General features: G+C 68.8%; 18 protein-coding genes and 3 tRNA genes. 8 read left to right on the top strand and 13 right to left on the bottom strand.

What is annotated here, in order from left to right; translation table 11 throughout:
• On the bottom strand, positions 1-654 hold a 654-nt coding region (locus tag KV106_RS37245), incomplete at its 3' end, for an ABC transporter permease (RefSeq protein WP_261217008.1).
• A gap of 117 nt (positions 655-771) precedes the next feature.
• Here KV106_RS37245 and KV106_RS37240 point away from each other — a divergent pair.
• A complete protein-coding gene (locus tag KV106_RS37240; protein ID WP_057595143.1) occupies positions 772-1,065 on the top strand; it encodes a YfhL family 4Fe-4S dicluster ferredoxin in 294 nt (97 codons plus the stop codon).
• On the opposite strand, the gene KV106_RS37235 is transcribed toward KV106_RS37240, so the two are convergent.
• From KV106_RS37235 to KV106_RS37200, 8 genes are all read right to left on the bottom strand, one after another.
• Positions 1,051-1,539, bottom strand: coding sequence for a hypothetical protein (locus KV106_RS37235; protein ID WP_261217005.1), 489 nt, complete (start codon positions 1,537-1,539; stop codon positions 1,051-1,053). The two genes, KV106_RS37240 and KV106_RS37235, sit on opposite strands and share 15 nt — an antisense overlap.
• A gap of 87 nt (positions 1,540-1,626) precedes the next feature.
• The gene (gene pth / locus KV106_RS37230; RefSeq protein WP_057595144.1) at positions 1,627-2,259 is read right to left on the bottom strand and encodes an aminoacyl-tRNA hydrolase; all 633 of its coding nucleotides are present in this window, start codon (positions 2,257-2,259) and stop codon (positions 1,627-1,629) included.
• A gap of 83 nt (positions 2,260-2,342) precedes the next feature.
• Entirely contained in the window at positions 2,343-2,984 is a 642-nt protein-coding gene (locus tag KV106_RS37225; RefSeq protein ID WP_057595145.1) for a 50S ribosomal protein L25/general stress protein Ctc, read from the bottom strand.
• A 135-nt stretch (positions 2,985-3,119) separates the two neighbouring features.
• Complete coding sequence (locus KV106_RS37220) at positions 3,120-4,094, bottom strand: ribose-phosphate pyrophosphokinase (protein WP_057595146.1); 975 nt, start codon at positions 4,092-4,094, stop codon at positions 3,120-3,122.
• Positions 4,095-4,268: 174 nt separating this feature from the next.
• Positions 4,269-4,345, bottom strand: a tRNA-Gln gene (locus tag KV106_RS37215).
• A gap of 72 nt (positions 4,346-4,417) precedes the next feature.
• Positions 4,418-5,308: a 4-(cytidine 5'-diphospho)-2-C-methyl-D-erythritol kinase gene (ispE, locus tag KV106_RS37210; RefSeq protein ID WP_261216999.1), complete on the bottom strand. Its 891-nt coding sequence runs from the start codon at positions 5,306-5,308 to the stop codon at positions 4,418-4,420.
• Positions 5,305-5,832 carry a lipoprotein insertase outer membrane protein LolB gene (locus tag KV106_RS37205; RefSeq protein WP_261216997.1) on the bottom strand — a complete coding sequence of 176 codons (528 nt, stop codon included), beginning with the start codon at positions 5,830-5,832 and terminating at the stop codon, positions 5,305-5,307. The genes ispE and KV106_RS37205 overlap by 4 nt, the downstream gene beginning before the upstream one ends.
• Entirely contained in the window at positions 5,832-7,730 is a 1,899-nt protein-coding gene (locus tag KV106_RS37200) for a tetratricopeptide repeat protein (RefSeq protein ID WP_057595148.1), read from the bottom strand. The genes KV106_RS37205 and KV106_RS37200 overlap by 1 nt, the downstream gene beginning before the upstream one ends.
• 71 nt (positions 7,731-7,801) lie before the next feature.
• On the opposite strand from KV106_RS37200, the gene mutM reads away from it, so the two are divergent.
• The 3 genes from mutM (at position 7,802) to mutY (ending at position 11,803) form a co-directional block, all read left to right on the top strand.
• Positions 7,802-8,611: a bifunctional DNA-formamidopyrimidine glycosylase/DNA-(apurinic or apyrimidinic site) lyase gene (gene mutM, locus KV106_RS37195; RefSeq protein WP_261216995.1), complete on the top strand. Its 810-nt coding sequence runs from the start codon at positions 7,802-7,804 to the stop codon at positions 8,609-8,611.
• 110 nt (positions 8,612-8,721) lie between these two features.
• The gene (locus KV106_RS37190) at positions 8,722-10,689 is read left to right on the top strand and encodes a dynamin family protein (protein WP_261216993.1); all 1,968 of its coding nucleotides are present in this window, start codon (positions 8,722-8,724) and stop codon (positions 10,687-10,689) included.
• Between the two features lie 73 nt (positions 10,690-10,762).
• Positions 10,763-11,803 (top strand): A/G-specific adenine glycosylase, encoded by a 1,041-nt coding sequence (gene mutY / locus KV106_RS37185; RefSeq protein WP_261217013.1) that lies wholly within the window; start codon positions 10,763-10,765, stop codon positions 11,801-11,803.
• Between the two features lie 25 nt (positions 11,804-11,828).
• Here mutY and rapZ read toward each other — a convergent pair whose 3' ends face one another.
• The 3 genes from rapZ to KV106_RS37170 are packed head-to-tail and all read right to left on the bottom strand — an operon-like array spanning position 11,829 to position 15,331.
• Positions 11,829-12,704: an RNase adapter RapZ gene (gene rapZ, locus KV106_RS37180; protein ID WP_057595151.1), complete on the bottom strand. Its 876-nt coding sequence runs from the start codon at positions 12,702-12,704 to the stop codon at positions 11,829-11,831.
• A 31-nt stretch (positions 12,705-12,735) separates the two neighbouring features.
• Positions 12,736-14,421 carry a DNA repair protein RecN gene (recN, locus tag KV106_RS37175; protein WP_261216991.1) on the bottom strand — a complete coding sequence of 562 codons (1,686 nt, stop codon included), beginning with the start codon at positions 14,419-14,421 and terminating at the stop codon, positions 12,736-12,738.
• Position 14,422: 1 nt separating this feature from the next.
• The gene (locus KV106_RS37170) at positions 14,423-15,331 is read right to left on the bottom strand and encodes an NAD kinase (protein WP_057595153.1); all 909 of its coding nucleotides are present in this window, start codon (positions 15,329-15,331) and stop codon (positions 14,423-14,425) included.
• Positions 15,332-15,361: 30 nt separating this feature from the next.
• Between KV106_RS37170 and hrcA the strand changes: the two genes are divergently transcribed.
• The 4 genes from hrcA to greB all read left to right on the top strand — a co-directional run bounded on the left by hrcA (position 15,362) and on the right by greB (position 17,316).
• Positions 15,362-16,369 (top strand): heat-inducible transcriptional repressor HrcA, encoded by a 1,008-nt coding sequence (hrcA, locus tag KV106_RS37165; RefSeq protein WP_057595154.1) that lies wholly within the window; start codon positions 15,362-15,364, stop codon positions 16,367-16,369.
• Between the two features lie 39 nt (positions 16,370-16,408).
• Positions 16,409-16,485, top strand: a tRNA-Ile gene (locus KV106_RS37160).
• Between the two features lie 70 nt (positions 16,486-16,555).
• Positions 16,556-16,632, top strand: a tRNA-Arg gene (locus tag KV106_RS37155).
• 108 nt (positions 16,633-16,740) lie between these two features.
• On the top strand, positions 16,741-17,316 hold the full coding sequence (greB, locus tag KV106_RS37150) for a transcription elongation factor GreB (RefSeq protein WP_261216983.1): 576 nt from the start codon (positions 16,741-16,743) through the stop codon (positions 17,314-17,316).
• A 22-nt stretch (positions 17,317-17,338) separates the two neighbouring features.
• On the opposite strand, the gene KV106_RS37145 is transcribed toward greB, so the two are convergent.
• Positions 17,339-19,594 (bottom strand): RelA/SpoT family protein, encoded by a 2,256-nt coding sequence (locus tag KV106_RS37145; protein WP_057595156.1) that lies wholly within the window; start codon positions 19,592-19,594, stop codon positions 17,339-17,341.
• Between the last annotated feature and the right edge of the window lie 33 nt (positions 19,595-19,627).

The following is a 19,627-nucleotide window of genomic DNA, read 5'->3' as shown; positions in this document are numbered from 1 at the left end:
GGCGCGCGCGGTGCGCACGAAGTCCTCGCGCATGACCTCGAGCACGGCCGATCGGGTGATGCGCGCGAGGATGGCCGCCTGCACGACGGCCAGGGACAGGGCGGGCAGCAGCAGCGACTTCAAACCGGCGAAGACACCTTCGCCCCAGCCGTCGAAGCCACCGGCGGAGAACCACTGCAGCTGCACGGAGAAGACGAGGATCAGCAGGATGGCGAACCAGAAGTTGGGGATGGCGATGCCGACCTGGGTGAGGCCCATGAGGCCGACGTCGCCGAGCTTGTTGTGGCGCGCGGCGGCGGTGACGCCCACGAGCAGGGCGAGCACGGTGGTGAAGGCCATGGCCAAGAGGGCCAGGGGGACGGTGAGTGCGAGGCGCTCGAGGATGAGGTCGAGCACGGGGGAGCTGTAGGCGTAGGAGTCGCCGAGGTCGCCGGTGAGAAGTCCGGCGATCCAGTGCCAGTAGCGGGTCCAGGCGGGTTGGTCGAGGCCGAGCTTGGTGGCCAGGGCGGCGACGGCTTCGGGGGCGGCGTCCGGACCCATGAGCATCTGCGCGGCGTTGCCGGGCAGGATCTCCAGGACCAGGAAGACGATGATGGAGGCGCCGATCAGCGTGCCGATCAGCGTGGCAAGGCGCTTGATTAAGAAGAGGCTCATGGGGCGGGGCGCAGCATAACCCGACAACTGCAACAAGCGTGCCGTAGCACCGGATCCCCGAGGGGATCGCTCTCCCACGTTGCCGCCGGGGACTCCGCCTGCGGGGATAATCGCGGCATGGCCCTCATGATCACCGACGAATGCATCAACTGCGATGTCTGCGAGCCGGAGTGCCCGAACGATGCGATCTACATGGGCGAGGCGATCTACGAGATCGATCCGCACAAGTGCACCGAATGCGTGGGCCACTTCGATGAGCCGCAGTGCGTGCAGATCTGCCCCGTGGCCTGCATCCCGATCAATCCGGCCCACGTGGAAAGCCGCGAGACGCTGCTGCAGAAGTACGAGCGTCTCACGGCAACGAAGGCCGCGCTGCCGCAGCCTCCGTCCGCGCCCTCAGCCGGCGTCTGAGGCCGCGGGCTTGCGGCGCTTCTTCTTCGCGCCGCCGTCCTCGCCAGGCTTCGATCCCGGTCTCTCTCCGTAACTCGCCGTGGCCTTGCGCGGCTCGGCCGCGAGCTTGGCGGCGCGCATCTTCTCGAGGCGCTCCTGGGCTTCGAGCCTGCGTTGCGCGAGCGCCGCGCGATGGGCCTCCTGCGCGGCGCTCTGGTCGCGCTGGTGCGCCTGCTTCTCCTCGGACAGTCGCGTGCGCTCGAGCCGGTCGGCGAGCTTCGCGTTGCGCTGCGTGGCTTCGTCGGCGGCCCGGCGGTCGTCGTCGCTGCGCGCGTCGTCCACCTTCACCGTCGTTCCGCCCGCGCACGGGCGGTCGCTGTAGCTGTTGCCGCAGCGCCAGGTCGACGTGCCCGGCTGCTGCGCGAATGCGCTCGTCAGCGCACAGGCACCGATGGCCATCGCGCTCGCGACGATGGTCCGGTGCATGCCGTGCATGCTTCTTCTTCTCTCCCTCGTTGTCGACATCGTTCTTCTCTCCCTCTTGCTTCGCGCTCTGTCGGCGCTTCCCGCGATGAACGCTGGCTAGGGTGCGGCGGGCGCGCTGCCGTCGCCAGGCTCGCGCCGCGGCGGCTTGGGCCGGGGCGGTTTGCTCGTGTGGATGGTGGCCGTGGCCTTTTCCATTTCGCCCGCGAGCAGCGCGGGCAGGGCATGCAGGCTGCGCACGATCGCGTCGTCGATCGCATCGCGCTGTTCCTTCAGCGGCTTCTTGAGCACCCAGTTGATCACCTCCGACTTCACGCCGGGATGGCCGATGCCCAGGCGCAGCCGCCAGTAATCGCCGGTGCCGAGCTGCGCATGGATGTCGCGCAGGCCGTTGTGGCCCGCATGGCTGCCACCGAACTTGAGCTTGGCCTGGCCGGGCACCACGTCGAGCTCGTCGTGCGCCACGAGGATCTCCTCGGGCGCGATCTTGAAGAAGCGCGCGAGCGCGGCGACCGACTTGCCCGAGAGGTTCATGAAGGTCTGCGGCTCGAGCAGCCAGATGCTCTGACCACCGATGTTGGCGCGCGCCGCGAGGCCGTGGTAGCTGCGCTCGGGCACGAGGTTGAGCTTCCAGTCGCGCGCGAGGGCGTCGATCCACCAGAAGCCGGCGTTGTGGCGCGTGGCTTCGTATTCAGGCCCGGGATTGCCGAGGCCGACGAACAGTTTGATCATGGGGCGGGATTATCGGGCGGTCGCGCAATGCAAAAGGCCCGCGCGAGGCGGGCCTTTGGTTTGCAGCGCGAAGCCGAGAAGAATTACTTCTTGCCGGACTTCTTGGCAGGAGCTGCTGCGGGAGCGGCTTCGGCGCCTTCGGCGGCGGGTGCCGGCTCTTCGGCGACCAGCGGCGGCACGGCCGAGACCACGACCGGGTTGGTCTTGCCATGGCTCACGAACTTCACGCCCTTGGGCAGCTTGATGTCGTTGACGTGCAGCGTGGCGTTCTTCTTCAGACCCGAGAGGTCGATCTCGATGAACTCGGGCAGGTCGCTGGGCAGGCAGCTGACTTCGAGTTCGGTCATCACGTGGTTCACGAGGTTGTGGTCGAGCTTGACGGCATCGGACTCTTCCTCGCCCTTGAAGTGCAGCGGCACCTTCATGTGCAGGCGGGTCTTGGCATCGACGCGTTGGAAGTCGATGTGCTGGACCAGCTGGCGGAACGGGTGGTACTGCACGTCGCGCAGCAGCACCTTGCTCACGCTGCCGCCGAGTTCCATCTCGAGGACGGAGGCGTGGAAGGCTTCCTTCTTCAGGGCGTGCCACAGCGCGTTGTGATCGAGCTCGATCAGTTGCGGCTGGCCTTCGCCACCGTAGACGATACCGGGCGTCTTGCCCGAAATGCGGAGACGGCGGCTCGCACCCGTGCCCTGCTTGGCGCGCTCGTAAGCGACGAATTTCATGGTTAACTCCTTGGAGCGAAGGCACGACGGCCATTTCGCTTCTTGAGCGCCGACCGCGACCAGTGCGGCGCCGGTTTCAAAATGACTTCCCGATCGGGGAAGCCGGCTTTTTGCCCGGACGGCAGGAGCGCAATCTCAGAAGAGATTGTCCTGGTCCGAGAACAAACTCATCACCGACTCGCCCTTGGCAATGCGCTGGATCGTCTCGGCGATCAGCGGTGCCACGGAGAGCTGGCGAATCTTTCCGCAGGCGTTGGCGCTGTCGGAAAGGGGAATGGTGTTGGTCACGACCACTTCGTCGAGGGCCGTGCCCTTGCTGAGGCGTTCGATCGCGGGACCCGAGAAGATCGGGTGCGTGCAGTAGGCGTAGACGCTCTTGGCGCCGCGTTCCTTCAGCACCTCGGCTGCTTTGACCAGCGTGCCGGCCGTGTCGATCATGTCGTCCATGATCACGCAGTTGCGGCCGTCGATCTCGCCGATCACGTTCATGACTTCGCTGACGTTGGCCTTGGGGCGGCGCTTGTCGATGATCGCGAGGTCGCAATTCAGTTGCTTGGCCAGCGCGCGGGCACGGACCACGCCGCCGACGTCGGGCGAGACCACGATCAGGTCTTCGTAGTTCTTGGCGCGCAGGTCGCCCAGCAGCACCGGCGAGGCGTAGATGTTGTCGACCGGAATGTCGAAGAAGCCCTGGATCTGGTCGGCGTGCAGGTCCATGGTGAGCACGCGCTCGACGCCCACGGTTTCCAGCAGGTTGGCCACGACCTTGGCCGAGATCGGCACGCGGCTCGAGCGCGGGCGGCGGTCCTGGCGGGCATAGCCGAAATAGGGGATCACGGCGCTGATGCGTTCGGCCGAGGCGCGCTTGAGCGCGTCGACCATGATCAGCAGTTCCATCAGGTTCTCGTTGGTCGGGGCGCAGGTGGACTGCACCACGAACACATCGCGTGCCCGGACGTTCTGGTTGATCTCGACGGTGACTTCACCGTCGGAGAAGCGGCCGACGCGGGCGGCACCGAGGGTGGTGCCCAGGTTGCTCGCGATTTCTGCGGCAAGGCCCGGATTGGCATTGCCGGTGAAAACCATGAAATCAGGATGGTGAGCCTGCATGAGCGCGTCCCGGCTGAGCGATTTGGCTTGGGAAAGCCGCCAAAGAGTTACGAGTCCTGGCGACCCTGGGGCCGCCGATTATTGCAGCGGGTCGGCCGCAAACGAAGTGCCGGGTCCAGGGACCGCGGCTTCAAAAAGAAACTACGGCCCGCGGGCCGTAGTGTCTGAAAGATTTGGCAGGGGAGAAAGGATTCGAACCTTTGCATGCTGGAATCAAAATCCAGTGCCTTAACCAGCTTGGCGACTCCCCTACACAGGTCGACGGTTTGCACCGCCTACCGATATATGTCGCATCGAAACGCCTGGGCGCTCCGATCAGTTTCTCAGTCTGCCCAACCCCGGAGTGGATGAGCAGCCAGATTGTTGCATTGGCGAACCTGCCAGCCCGTGGGGCCCGAAAGCAGTTCCGCGTTTTGCGGTTCCTGCTGCATTCTGGCGAACACCGAACTTCCGGAGCCGGTCATCCTGGCTTGAAGTCCTCGAGCGCCGAGCCAATCGATGGCTTCGGTGATCGCGGGACAGAGCCGCTGGGCAACCGGCTGCAGGTCGTTGTGGCCGAAATCGAAAACTTCCTCGCCGAGGCGTAAGGGGTTTTGATCTGCGTGCTGTTCGCGTACTGCAGCAAAGCCCGTGATTATAGCAACAGGACTGGCCCGTTGCAGATCATCCGCAGAAAAAATTAAACGGGTATCGAGTCCCTCGGGTGGTTTGACCACCACGAAGCGTGCCGACGGCAGTTCGATCGGGCGGATTTTCTCGCCGATGCCTTCGACCCAGGCGTTGTGGCCCGAGAGGAAGAAAGGCACGTCGGCGCCCAGCGACAGGCCGATGCGCGCGAGTTCCGCGAGCGGCAGCCGCAGGTTCCAGAGCCGGTTGAGCGCCAGCAGGCAGGTCGCGGCATCGGACGAGCCGCCGCCCATGCCGGCCTGCGCGGGCACCTGCTTGGCGACGCCGATGTGCGCGCCCTGGCCCGGCGCCGCATGGGCCTGCAGCGCGCGCGCGGCGCGCAGCACGAGGTCGTCGGCCGGCAGCGGCACGGTCAGGTCCTCGCGGCTCAGCTGGCCATCGCCGCGCAGCTCGACGTGGAGCGTGTCGCACCAGTCGATCAGCATGAAGACCGACTGCAGCAGGTGGTAGCCGTCTTCGCGCCGGCCGGTGACGTGAAGGAAGAGGTTGAGCTTGGCCGGCGCGGGAAGGTCGTAGATCGCCTTCATGACGCCGGCATGCGCTCGAACACGATGCGCAGGTCGGCCCGCGGCGCCGGCGTTTCGCGCACGGCCTGCAGCCGGCCGCTCGCGAGCTGGCCGAGGTCGGGGCGCCAGCCGGGCACGGGGTCGTTGCGCCCGTCGAGCCAGCCGAACAGCGCGGCGACCGGGATCGCGGCGCCGGTGGCGGCCTCGATCAGCGCGTCGAGCGAGGCATAGCGGCGGGTGTCGTTGCCGTTCTTCAACAGGGCTTCGCCCGGCGACCAGTGCAACTGGGCCAGCGTGCTGCCGATCGGCGTGGTGAGCGAGAGCTCGCCGGTCTCGGGCGAGCCGCGCAGCTCGAACAGGGCCGAGAAGGTCTGCACCGGCTCGCTGTCCACGCGCAGCGACATGCGGCCGCTCCAGGCGTTCGTGGCGCGCGGCGCGGAGGCCTTCGAGCCGCCCGTGAACTGCGCGCATCCCGCCACCGAGAAAGCCGCGAGTGCCGTCAGCAGCAGGCGCCGGCGGCCGTCGGGGGCTGCGAGCGCCGCCATCAAGGCTTGACCCGCAGGCGCTTGAGCGTTTCCTGCAGGGTCTCGTTGTCGGCGTCGCTCAGCAGCGCTTCCTTCCAGATCGTGACCGCGCGCTCCTTCTGGCCGATGCTCCACAGCACTTCGCCGAAGTGGGCACCGATCTCCGGATCGGGGCGCGTCTTGTAGGCGGCCTCGAGGATGCGGATGGCCTCGGCGGTGTTGCCGAGCCTGAACTCGACCCAGCCCAGGCTGTCGGCGATGAACGGGTCTTCGGGCGCGAGCTGCACGGCCTTCTGGATCAGCGTGCGGGCTTCCTCGAGCCGGATCTTGCGATCGGCGAACGAGTAGCCGAGGGCGTTGTAGGCGTTCTGGTTCTCGGGCTTGAGCTGCATCAGCCGGCGCAGCAGCCGTTCCATCTCGTCGAGGCGGTCGAGCTTCTCGGCCATCATGGCCTGGTCGTAGACGAGGTCGGTGTCGTCGGGTGCGGCGGCCGAGGCCTGGGCCAGCATGTCGTAGGCGGCCTGGAACTGCTTGGCATCGCGCAGCAGCTGCACCTCGGCCAGGAACTTCTGCTTCTTGTCCTCGGGCGTGCGCTCGGGCAGGCCGCGCACGATCTCGCGCGCCTGCGGCAGCTTGCCCTGGCGCGCCAGCAGGCCGGCACGGCGGGTCTGCGCGATCACCAGGTCGTCGGTGTTGTCGATGCGCGCGAGCCAGCGTTCGGCGCCGGTGAAATCCTTGCGCCGCTCGGCCAGTTGCGACAGCAGCAGATAGGCCTGCGTCACGCCGCGGTTGCGGTCGACGGCCTCGGCCTGCGCGGGGGCCGGCTGGCTGCTGGCCAGCTCGAGGTAGCGCTTGAGCGAGGTCTCGGCCGCGGCGTCCTGGCGTGCCTGGGCCTGCAGGCTGCCGAGCAGCAGCCAGGGTTCGGCGAGTTCGGGGCGCGCAACGGTCAGCGACTGCAGCTGGCTCGAGGCGTCGGCGTAGCGGCGGTTCTCGACCAGCACGCGCGAATAGGCCACGCGCAGCTCGGGCGAAGCCTTCGGATTGCCGGCCAGGTAGCGCGTGACGATCGGCTCGGCCAGCGGCTGGCCCGGATCGATGAGTTCGAGCGCGAGCGCAGGCGGCGCATCGGAGGCCGGATCGGCCTGCTGGCCCTTGCGCGCGGCCTCGAGCGCGCCCGCGTTGTCGCCGGCATTGAGGCGCAGCCGGCCCACCGTGGCCCAGGCCATGCCCGCCGTCGCGGGATTCTTGAGCTCGTCGGCCAGCGCCTGCTCGACCACCGAGGCAGCGAGCTTCTTGTCGGTGGCGCGCGAGTAGTTGCGCGCGATCACGGCCATCAGGAGCGGCCGCTCGACCTGCGGGCTGGCCGCGATCTCGGCGCGCAGCAGTTCGGTGGTGTCGCCGATGCGGTTGAGCAGGATCAGGATCTGCAGCTCGAAGCGGCGCGCGTCGCGCGAGTTGGGCACCGTGTCCTGCCAGGCGCGTGCCGCGGCGAGGGCGGCATCGCCCGAGCGCGATTGCAGCGCGATCTCGATCGCGCGCTGGAACAGCCTGCCGTCGCGCAGCCTGCGCGCCGCATCGAGCACGTACTGGTAACCCGAGCCGGGATCGCCCGAGCGCGCGCTGAGCTCGCCCATGAGGATCTCGTAGAACATGTCGGCGCTCAGGGCCGAGGGCTGCGGCGCGGGATCGGCCGCGGCGGCCGCTGCAGCAGGCTTCGCGGGCGTCGTGCGCGCGGGTGGCTTGGCGGGCTGCGGGCTCGCGGGCGTCGCCGGCTTGGGCGGCGCGCTGCGTTCGATGATGGGGGCCGGGCTGTCCGGCGCGGCGGGGTCGGAGGACTGCGCGTGGACGTGGGCGGCGCAGGCCAGGAGCACGAGTGACGCGGCCGCCGCAAGGCGGTGTCGGCGGGGCGATGGAATCATCGAACCATAATAATCCATGCATTTGAACGAGCACCGCGTGGGGCTTCGTGTCACGCAGTTGTTGGAGCCTCATGCCCGAGCTACCCGAAGTCGAAGTCACGCGGCGCGGAATCGCCGACCGCATCGCCGGCGCGCGCATCGACGCGGTGCGCATCGGCAAGCCATTGCGCTGGGCGCTGATGGTGGCGCCCGAGCTGCTGGTGGGCCGCCGCGTGCGCGAGGTGCGCCGGCGCGGCAAGTATTTGCTGATCGATCTCGACGTAGGCCTGCTGCTGCTGCACCTGGGCATGTCGGGCAGCCTGCGCTTCGATGCCGCCTTGCCCGAGCCCGGTGCGCACGATCACTTCGACCTGGTCACCGACCGCGGCACGCTGCGGCTCAACGATCCGCGCCGCTTCGGCGCCGTGGTCTACGTCGACGACGAGGCCGCGCCCTGGGCGATCAAGCTGCTCGGCGGGCTGGGCATGGAGCCGCTGGGCGAGGCCTTCGACCTCGATGCCTTCCATGCCGGCCTGCGCAAGCGCCGCACCGCGATCAAGCAGGTGCTGCTCGCGGGCGACGTGGTGGTGGGCGTGGGCAACATCTACGCCTCGGAGGCGTTGTTCCAGGCCGGCATCCGTCCCACGCTGTCGGCCGCGCGCATCAGCCGGCCGCGCGCCGCGCGGCTGCATGCCGCGGTCAAGGAGATCCTGGCGCGGGCGGTCGAGAAGGGCGGCAGTACCTTGCGCGACTTCTCCATCGACGGCCAGAACGGCTACTTCCAGCTCGAGGCCACGGTCTACGGCCGCGCCGGCGAACCGTGCAGGGTCTGCGGCACGCCGATCCGGCTGCTGCGCCAGGGGCAGCGCTCGACCTATTTCTGTCCGGTGTGCCAGAAGTAGCCCGGATGAAGGGGCGCAGTGCCGCAGCCCGGCCGCAGGTCAATGCACGCGGGTCACCCGGTTTTCAGATTGCGATGTTATATTTGTAAGAAAGTTTTTACATTTCCACCTTGAGCCGCTCCTTCAACCAACAACTCGACCAGCACGGTGCGTGGCGGAGCAACTTCGCCCACCGCTTGCAGTGGCTGTCCCGCTGGCTGACCGAGAACGAGCTGCTCGACCAGGCGGTGGCCGAGCGGCTGCGCGGGCTCGAATCGCAGATCCGCACCAGCAAGGTCATGGTGGCCTTCGTGGCCGAGTTCTCGCGCGGCAAGTCGGAGCTGATCAACGCGATCTTCTTCGCCGGCTACGGGCGGCGCATCATGCCGGCGAGCGCCGGCCGCACCACCATGTGCCCGACCGAGCTCGGCTACGACGCCACGCTGGCGCCCAAGCTGCGCCTGCTGCCGATCGAAACCCGCCTGGAGCCGCATTCGCTCGCCTACTGGCGTGACCAGCCCGCGCGCTGGACCGAGATCGCGATCGACGTCGGCGATGCCGAGCGGCTGGCCCAGGCCATGGCCAAGGTGGCCGAGGTGCGCTGGGTCTCGCAGGACGAGGCGCGCGCGCTGGGCTTTTGGAACGAGGAAACGCCCGACGACAACCCGGTGCAGGACGCCGAGGGCCGGGTCGAGATCCCGCGCTGGCGCCATGCCGTGTTGAACATGCCGCATCCGCTGCTCGAGCAGGGGCTGGTGATCCTCGACACCCCGGGTCTCAACGCGATCGGCGCCGAGCCCGAACTGACGGTGAGCCTGATCCCGCAGGCGCATGCGGTGGTCTTCATCCTCGGCGCCGAAACCGGCGTCACCCGCTCCGACCTGTCGATCTGGCGCGAGCACCTGGTGACCGAGAACGAGGGCAGCGACACGCGCTTCGTGGTGCTCAACAAGATCGACACCCTGTGGGACACGCTGAGCACCCACGCGCAGATCGAGCAGCAGATCGAGCAGCAGCGCCAGGTCGCCGCCAAGCACCTCGACGTGCCGCTCGCGCAGGTGCTGCCGGTGTCGGCGCAGAAGGGACTGCAGGCCAAGGTGCATCGCGACGCGCGGCTGCTCGAGGCCAGCCGCCTGCCCGCGCTCGAGGCCTTGCTGGGCCAGGGCGTGCTCGGCAAGCGCGAGACCATGCTGCGGCTGGCCGTCGATGCCGGCATGGCCGCGCTGCGGACCGAGGCCGAGCGCATCCTCAAGGTGCGACAGCGCGACCTGGCCGAGCAGGCGCTCGAGCTGCAGGGGCTGCGCGGCAAGAACGTGTCGGTGATCCGGCACATGCGCGCGCGCATCGACCAGGAACAGAACGAGTTCGAGGGCAGCAACGCGCGCATCCTGGCGCTGCGCTCGGTGCAGGGCAAGCTGCTGCGCGAGGTCTATGCGGTGCTGGGCCGCACGGCGCTCAAGGCCGACATGGTGCGGCTGTCGGCCGCGCTCAAGCGGCCCGGCGTCAAGTTCAACGTGCGCAAGGTGTACGGCGAGACCTTCGACTCGCTGCGCAACAACCTGCGCGAGGTGCAGGCGACCACGGCCGAGATCCAGTCGATGCTGCACGCCACCTTCCGCCAGCTCAATGCCGAGCAGGGCTTCACCCTGCAGGCGCCGGCCGAGCCCGACCTCAGCGGCTTCGAGCAGGAGCTCAGCCAGATCGAGCGCAGCCACATCCACTACCTGGGCGTGGGCAACATGCTCAAGCTCGCGCAGGCCGACTTCTGCGACAAGCTGGTGCGCGCGCTCGCGAGCCGGCTGCGGCTGGTGAACGAGGCCGCCATGACCGAGGTCGAGCGCTGGAGCAAGGGCGCCAGCGCGCAGATCGATGCGCAGCTCAAGGAGCGCCGCCGCAACTTCAGCAAGCGCATCGAGGCGATCGAGCGCATCCAGAACGCGGCCGGCAGCCTCGACGAGCGGCTGCTCGAACTGGCCACGCAGGAGAGCGCGCTGGCCGGGCTGCAGCAGCGCCTGAGCGAATTCACCGCGCTGATCGCGCAGCAGGGCAAGCCGTCCGCCACGGCGGCCTCGGCCGACGAACTGCGTGCCGCGGCCTGAGCACGGCGTGCCGGCGACCGTTGCCGCGCGCACGCGCAAGCGCAGCAGCCCCGAGGCTGCCGCGTCCGTCGCCTTGAAACTCCCGGCGCACTTCGCCGAGCGCGTGGTCGCCTGGCAGCGCAGCCATGGCCGCAGCGAGCTGCCGTGGCAGAACACGCGCGATCCCTACCGCGTGTGGCTGTCGGAGGTGATGCTGCAGCAGACGCAGGTCACGACGGTGCTCGGCTATTTCGCGCGCTTCCTCGAGCGCTTTCCCGACGTGCGGGCGCTGGCCGAAGGCACCGAGGACGAAGTCTTCGGCCTGTGGAGCGGACTCGGCTACTACAGCCGCGCGCGCAACATGCACCGCTGCGCGCAGGAGGTGATGGCGCGCTTCGGCGGCCGCTTCCCGCAGACGGCCGCCGAACTGGCGACCCTGCCCGGCATCGGCCGTTCCACCGCCGCGGCCGTCGCGGCCTTCTGCTTCGGCGAGCGCGTGGCCATCCTCGACGGCAACGTGAAGCGCGTGCTGACGCGCGTGCTGGGCTTCGGCGAGGACCTGTCCTCCTCGGCCAGCGAGCGCCTGCTCTGGGAGCATGCGACGCGGCTGCTGCCGCCGGCCGACGACCGCGAGGCGATCGCGAGCTACACGCAGGGCCAGATGGACCTCGGCGCCACCGTCTGCCTGCCGCGCAAGCCGAGCTGCATGCTGTGCCCGGTCAACGACAGCTGCGTGGCGCGGCGCGAAGGTTCGCCCGAGCGCTATCCGGTCAAGACGCGCAAGCTGCGGCGCACGGCGCAGTCGCTGTGGGTGCTGCTGGCGCGCGATGCGAAGGGGCGCGTGTGGCTCGAGAAACGTCCCGCCAAGGGCATCTGGGCCGGCCTGCATTGCCTGCCGGTGTTCGATTCGCGCGACGAACTGCTGGCCGCGCTGCCCGCGGCCGAGCGCGACCGCTGCGAGGACCTCGCGCCCTTCGTGCACGTGCTGACCCACAAGGACCTGCATCTGCATCCGGTGCGCATCGATGGCGGAACACCGCGCGGCGATGCGGCGCGCTGGGTCGAGGCCTCGGAGTGGCCGGGCCTGGGACTGCCCGCGCCGGTGCGCAAGCTGCTCGAAAGCACCGGGGGCTGAGGCCCGGCCCCTCGCCCTTGTTTCTTCAGCTCGCGTCGAGTTCGCGGTGCCGCTTGAGCGCGCCCCAGCGCGCGCCGAAGCTGCGCGCCAACTGCTCGACCAGGAACACCGAGCGGTGCTGGCCGCCGGTGCAGCCGATCGCCACCGTCACGTAGCTGCGGTGGTCGCGCGCGAGCGCATCGAGCCAGCGCGTGAGGAACTGCTCGATGTCCTCGTACATGCGCGCCACGTCGTCGTGCTCGCGCAACCAGTCGGCCACCGGCGCGTCGCGGCCTGTCAGCGGCCGCAGCGTGGGCACGTAGTGCGGGTTGGGCAGCATGCGCACGTCGAACACGAAGTCGGCGTCGAGCGGCACGCCGCGCTTGAACGCGAAGGACTCGAACACCAGCGTCAGGCGGCTCTGCGGCGCCGAGATCAGCGACTTGACGTAGCTCTGCAGTTGCGCCGGCCGGATCAGGCTGGTGTCGATCACGTCGGCGCCTTCGCGCAGGTCGGCCAGCAGCTCGCGCTCGAGCTCGATGGCCTGCACCAGCACGCGCTGCTGGTCGGGCACGTCGGTGCGGCCTTCCTGGCTCGACAGCGGATGGCGGCGCCGGGTTTCCGAATAGCGGCGCAGCAGCGCGTCGGTGGTCGCGTCGAGGAACAGCGAGCGCAGCGACACGCCGTCGTTGCGCAGCGCCTCGAGCTGCTGCGGAACGATCGGCAACGAGACGCCGCTGCGCACGTCCATCGCGATCGCCACGCGCTGCGCGTTCTGCGCATGCTGCAGCGCGATGAAGGGCGTGAGCAGCTCGGGCGGCAGGTTGTCGACGCAGTAGTAGCCCGCATCCTCGAGCGCATGCAGCGCAACCGACTTGCCGGAGCCCGACATGCCGGTGATGAGCACCAGGTCGAGGCTCATCGCGCAGCCCCGTGGTCTTGGCGCGCCGCCTTCATGAGGCGGCCGCCGGCGTCTTGTGGCCCAGCATCTCGCGCGCGTGGGCGAGCGAGGTCTGCGAGACCTTCTCGCCGCCCAGCATGCGCGCGATCTCGTTCGCGCGGCTGTCGCCGTCGAGCAGCGACACGCCGCTCTCGGTGCGCGGGCCGTCCTTGCCGGCGGTTCCCGCGGTCTGCCGCTTGGCGACCACGAGGTGGTGGTCGGCGCAGGCCGCCACCTGGGGCAGGTGCGTGACCGCGAGCACCTGGCGGTCGCGGCCCAGCTGCTTCATGAGCCGGCCCACGGTCTCGGCGACCGCGCCGCCGACGCCCGAATCGACCTCGTCGAAGATCAGCGTCTGCGCGGTGCCGAGCTGGCTGGTGGTGACCGCGATCGCGAGCGCGATGCGCGAGAGTTCGCCGCCCGAGGCCACCTTGCCGATCGGCCGCGGCGTGCTGCCGGTGTGGCCGGCGACCAGGAAGGCGATCTCCTCGAGACCGGCCTTGCCCGGCTGGGCCAGCGGCTGCAGATCGACCTCGAAGCGGCCGCCCTGCATGCCCAGGCCCTGCATCGCCTGCGTGACCGCCTGGGCCAGCCTGGGCGCGGCCTGCTTGCGCAGCTTGCCGAGCGCGCGGGCTTCCTTCAGGTAGGCCTGCTGCGCGGCCTGCTCGGCGCGTTCCAGGCCCTCGAGGTCGCTCTGCGCGTCGAGGGCCTGCAGCTCGGCCTGCCAGCCGGCCAGCAGCGCCGGCAGTTCGGCCGGCGGGCGCTTGTAGCGGCGCGCCAGCGACATCCACAGGCTCATGCGTTCGTCGAGCTCGGCCAGCCGCTGCGGGTCGGTGTCGGCGTCGCGCAGGTAGCCGTGCAGCGAGTGCGCGGCATCGGCGGCCTGCGCGATGCTCGAGGACAGCACTTCGCCGAGCGCGCGGAATTCGGGCTCGATGTGTTCGCAGTTCTGCAGCAGCGTGACCGCGCGCGAGAGCGCGGCCAGCGCGCCGTTGTCCTCGTCCTCGAGCGCGTGGCTGGCGCCCTGGGCGGCGTCGATCAGCGCCTGCGCGTTCGAGATGCGCGTGTGGCTGCCCGACAGTTCTTCCCATTCGTCGGCGCCGGGCGCGAGCTTCGCGACCTCCGAGATCTGCCACTGCAGCCGCTCGCGCTCGCGCTGCAGCGAATCCTGCGTGCCGCGCGCCTGCTCGAGCGCGGACAGCGCCTGGCGCCAGCCGTGCCAGGCGGCGTCGAGCGCATCGGTGCGCACGCCCGCGTAGGCATCGAGCAGGCCGCGCACCGCGTCGGGCCGCGTGAGGCTTTGCCAGGCATGCTGGCCATGGATGTCGAGCAGCCGGTCGCCGATGTCGCGCAGTTGCGTCGCGGTGGCGGGGCTGCCGTTGATCCAGCCGCGGCTGCGGCCCTGCAGGTCGACGGTGCGGCGCAGCAGCAGGGCATCGCCCGCCTCGAAGCCGCCTTCGTCGAGCCAGGCCGTGAAGGCCGGGTCGTGGTCGAACTCCGCGCTCACGTCGAGCCGCTCGGCGCCTTCGCGCACCGCGCCCGCATCGGCGCGGTTGCCGAGTGCGAGCTGCAGCGCATCGATCAGGATCGACTTGCCCGCGCCGGTTTCGCCGGTCAGCACCGTGAAGCCGCCGGACAGGTCGATCTCGAGGGATCGCACGATCACGAAATCGCGCAGTGCGATGCGTCTGAGCGCCATCTCAGGAACCTCCTTCGTTCCAATGCAGTTTCTTGCGCAGCGTGTCGAAATAGCTCCAGCCGCGCGGATGCAGGAAGCGCACGCGGAAATCGGAGCGGCGCACCACCACGCGGTCGCCGATCGCGAGCGAGGCCAGCGATTGCATGTCGAAATTCGCGCTGGCGTCGCGCCCGCCCACGAGCTCGATCACGATCTCGTCGGCATCGGGCAGCAGCACCGGGCGGTTCGACAGCGTGTGCGGCGCGATCGGCACCAGCACCCAGCCCGGCACCGCCGGATGCAGCAGCGGCCCGCCGGCCGACAGCGCATAGGCCGTCGAGCCCGTGGGCGACGCGATGATCAGGCCGTCGGCGCGCTGGTTGGCCACGAAATGCTTGCCCACCGACACCCGCAGCTCGACCATGCCCGAGGTCGCGCCGCGGTTGACCACCACGTCGTTCATCGCGAGCGCGTCGAACACCACGGCGCCGTCGCGCATCACCTGCGCGTGCATCAGGCTGCGGTGGTCTTCCTCGTATTCGCCGGCCAGCATCGGGATCAGCGTGGCCTGGTAGTTGTCGAGCGGGATGTCGGTGATGAAGCCGAGCCGGCCCCGGTTGATGCCGATCAGCGGGATGCCGAAAGCCGCGAGCTGCCGGCCGATGCCGAGCATGGTGCCGTCGCCGCCGACCACCAGGCCGAGGTCGCACTGCTGGCCGATCTGCTCGACCGTGAGGGCTTCGTAGCGGTCGCCGGTGGGCAGCGCCTGGGCCGGTTCGTCGTCGCCGCGCGGTTGCTCGACGTAGACCTTGCAGCCTTGAGATTCGAGGAAGCTCGCGATGCCTTCCATCACGCTGTCGCGCTCGCCGCACCGGGCACCGGAAGCCTGGTATTTGCCGATCAGCGCGACGTGACGAAAGGGGGAAGTCATGGCTACAAATTACAACACTAAAATCTTGCAATGCTGGACGACCGCGCCAAGTTGCTGCTCAAGACGCTCGTCGAGCGCTACATCGCCGACGGCCAGCCGGTCGGCTCGCGAACGCTCTCGCGTTCCTCGGGCCTGGACCTCTCGCCCGCGACCATCCGCAACGTGATGTCGGACCTCGAGGCGCTCGGGCTGATCGCCAGTCCGCACACCTCGGCCGGCCGCGTGCCCACGGCGCGCGGCTACCGGCTTTTTGTCGACACCATGCTCACCGCGCAGCGCGAGCACCTGGCCGCGCCGAGCCTCGCGCCCGACCAGCCGCAGCGCGTGATCGCCAATGCGGCGCACCTGCTGTCGAACCTCTCGCAGTTCGTCGGCGTGGTGATGGCGCCACGGCGTTCGTCGGTGTTCAAGCAGATCGAGTTCCTGCGCCTGTCGGACCGCCGGCTGCTGGTGATCATCGTCTCGCCCGAGGGCGACGTGCAGAACCGCGTGATCTTTCCCGAGGCCGATTACTCGCAGTCGCAGCTGGTCGAGGCCGCGAACTACATCAACGCCCACTACGCGGGCCTGACGATCGAGCAGGTGCGCGACCGGCTGCAGTCCGAGGTCGACACGCTGCGCGGCGAGATCGCGGCGCTGATGCAGGCGGCCGTGAAGGTCAGCTCGGACGTGCTGAGCGAATCGCAGGAAGACGACGTCGTGATCTCGGGCGAGCGCAACCTGCTCGCGGTCAGCGATTTCTCGAGCGACATGGGGCAGCTGCGGCGCGCCTTCGAGCTCTTCGAGCAGAAGGCGCAGCTGATGCGGCTGCTCGACGTGTCGAGCAAGGCCGAGGGCGTGCGCATCTTCATCGGCGGCGAGAGCCAGGTGGTGCCGGTCGAGGAGCTGTCCATCGTCAGCGCCAACTACGAGGTCGACGGCCAGGTCGTGGGCACGCTGGGTGTGATCGGCCCGACGCGCATGCCCTACGAGCGCATGATCCAGATCGTCGACATCACCTCGAGGCTGGTCAGCAACGCGCTGAGCCACCGCAAGTAGCGGGGCGCCTTTTCGGCGCGAATAGAATCGGGTCCACGTGGGCCGTTAGCTCAGTTGGTTAGAGCAGCGGACTCATAATCCGTTGGTCGCTGGTTCAAGCCCAGCACGGCCTACCACCCGTATTTTTGAGATTTGTTTCGACGAATCGGAAAGGTCCCAAAAATACGTGCTATGATCGCAAGCTGTGCGGCTGTAGCTCAGTTGGATAGAGTACTTGGCTACGAACCAAGGGGTCGTGGGTTCAATTCCTGCCAGCCGCACCACTCTTCAAGGGTCAACTCGGAAACGAGTTGACCCTTTTCTTTTTGGTGCGGGGCTCGTCCGTGCACGGCGGACGCCACGCTTTTCTTTCGATCTCCGAAAGGCGTCGCTTGAACAAGGCATTCACCAAGGAAACGGATTCCGACGCGGACGACGATGGCGCCGACGGCGCCATGCCGCCGCTGCCCGCGGGCGGCAAGAACTACATCACGCCGGCGGGCTACGAGCGGCTGCGGACCGAGTTGCTGCACCTGATGGACGAGGAGCGGCCCAAGGTGGTCGAGGCCGTGCACTGGGCCGCCAAGAACGGCGACCGCTCGGAGAACGGCGACTACCTCTACGGCAAGAAGCGGCTGCGCGAGATCGACCGCCGCATCCGCTTCCTCACCAAGCGCCTCGAGATCGCCGAGGTGACCGACCCCTCCGTGCACCAGGGCAGCGACCAGGTCTTCTTCGGCGCCACGGTGCGCTATGCGGACGAGAACGGCGACGAGCGCAGCGTGACGATCCTCGGCATCGACGAGGCCGACAGCGCGCAGTCGCAGGTCAGCTGGATCTCGCCGATCGCGCGGGCGCTGCTGAAGGCGCGGGAGGGCGACGTGGTCAAGCTCGTGACGCCGGGCGGCACGCACGAGGTCGAGTTGCTGTCGGTCGTCTATCCGGCGCCGGGGCCAGGCGCCGCATAGAGGCTGCGCCGCAGGCGCGGAATCAGGACGCGGGAACGCTGCGCGCGGCGGACAGCACCGAGGTGGTCCGGCGCACCGAACGCAGCACCGCATCGAGGTGCGAGCGATCGCGCACCGCGATCACGAAGCGCAGGTCGGTCGAATCCTGCGGCGTCTCGTCGGCCATCTCGACGTGGGTGATGTCGGCTTCGGCATCGGCCAGCGTGGCGGCCACGCGCGCCAGCACGCCCTTGTCGTTGCGCACGGTGATGATCACGCCGGTTTCGAAGGCGCGTGTCGGTTCGTCGGCCCACTCGACCGCGAAGAAGCGTTCGCTGTCCTTGTGGCGCAGGCGCTGGCCCACGCCGCAGGCCTCGGTGTGCACCACCAGGCCCTCGCCGTGGCCGAGGTAGCCCACGATCGGGTCGCCCGGGATCGGGCGGCAGCACAGCGCGAAGCGCACCGACGAGTTCTCGCTGCCGTCGAGCGTGACCGCGCCTTGCGAGATGGTTTCGTGCGAGATGAAGCGCTCGCGGCTCAACAGCAGCGCGTCGGGGCGCTCGCCGAGCTCGGCCATGAGCGCCATCAGCCGCTTGGCCACGATGCTCGCGATGCGCTTGCCCAGGCCGATGTCGGTCAGCAGTTCGGCGCGCGTGCGGTTGCCGGTGAAGCGCAGCAGCTTTTCCCACAGCGGCTGGTGCTCCGCATCGTCCTCGGGCAGCTTGCTCAGGCCTTCGGCGCGCAGGGCCTGCGCCAGCAGCTTCTCGCCCAGGCCTTCGGATTCGGCGTGGGCCAGGGTCTTGAGGTAGTGGCGGATCTTCGAGCGCGCACGGCCGGTCCGCACGAAGCCGAGCCAGGCCGGATTGGGCGTGGAGACCGGCGCGGTGATCACCTCGACCACGTCGCCGTTCTTGAGCTCGGTGCGCAGCGGCACCTGGTCGCCGTTGATGCGCGCGGCCGAGGTGTGGTCGCCGATGTTGCTGTGGATCGCGTAGGCGAAGTCGACCACGGTCGCGCCGCGCGGCAGCGCCATGATCTGGCTCTTGGGCGTGAAGACGTAGACGGCGTCGGGGAACAGGTCGACCTTGACGTGGTCCCAGAACTCCGCGGCGTCGCGCGTCTCGTCCTGGATGTCGAGCAGCGACTGCAGCCACTTGGTGCCCAGGCGGTCGTTGCTGGCCGTGCTCGGGTCCGCGGCCTTGTAGAGCCAGTGCGCCGCCACGCCCGACTCGGCCACCACGTGCATGGCGTCGGTGCGCAGCTGGAACTCGACGCTGACGCCCGCCGGGCCCACCAGCGTGGTGTGCAGCGACTGGTAGCCGTTGAGCTTGGCGATCGCGATGTGGTCCTTGAACTTGCCCGGCAGCGGCTTGTACATCTGGTGCAGGATGCCCAGGCCGGTGTAGCAGGCGATCACGTTCGGCACGATCAGCCGGAAGCCGTAGATGTCGGTGACCTGGGCGAAGCTCAGGTGCTTTTCCTCCATCTTGCGGTAGATCGAATAGAGCGTCTTCTCGCGCCCCGCGATCCGCAGCGTCATGTTGGCGGCGGCGAAGGCGGTCTCGACCTCGCGCTGCACCTTCTGGATCAGGTCGCGCCGGCGACCGCGCGCCTTGGCCACGGCCTTGGCCAACGTTGCATAGCGCCACGGTTTGAGGTGCCGGAACGACAGTTCCTGTAACTCGCGGTACGTCTGATTGAGGCCGAGCCGGTGCGCGATGGGTGCGTAGATGTCGAGCGTTTCGCGCGAGATCCGGGCCCATTTTTCGCGCGGCGCGTCGGCCAGCGTGCGCATGTTGTGCGTGCGGTCGGCCAGCTTGACCAGGATCACGCGCACGTCGCGCGCCATCGCCAGCAGCATCTTGCGGAAGGACTCGGCCTGGTTCTCCTCGCGCGTGTTGAACTGCAGCTTGTCGAGCTTGGTGAGGCCATCCACCAGCTCGGCCACCGGCGCGCCGAAGCGCTCGATCAGTTCGGGCTTGGTGACGCCGCAGTCCTCGATGGCATCGTGCAGCAGGGCGGCCATCAGGGCCTGCGCGTCGAGCTTCCACTCGGCGCATTGCGCCGCCACGGCGATGGGGTGGGTGATGTAGGGCTCGCCGCTGTTGCGCAGCTGGCCCAGGTGGGCCTCGTCGGCGAAACGGTAGGCGCGGCGGACCAGTTCGGTGTCTTCGGGGCTCAGGTAGTCGAGCCTGGCCGTCAGGGCCGCGAAGCTGGCGGCGGCCGCATTCAGCGCCGCCGGGCTCGGCTTCGGCGTGCCCGCAGGGGCATGGGACTGAGATTTTGCGACCGCGCTCATGGCTATCACTTTAGCGTGACCGCTGTGTGGACG

This window comes from Variovorax endophyticus, assembly GCF_025376855.1.
Lineage (GTDB): Bacteria > Pseudomonadota > Gammaproteobacteria > Burkholderiales > Burkholderiaceae_C > Variovorax.
Note: the sequence above shows the minus strand (reverse complement) of the source record. Positions and strands in the feature narration are given on the sequence as shown.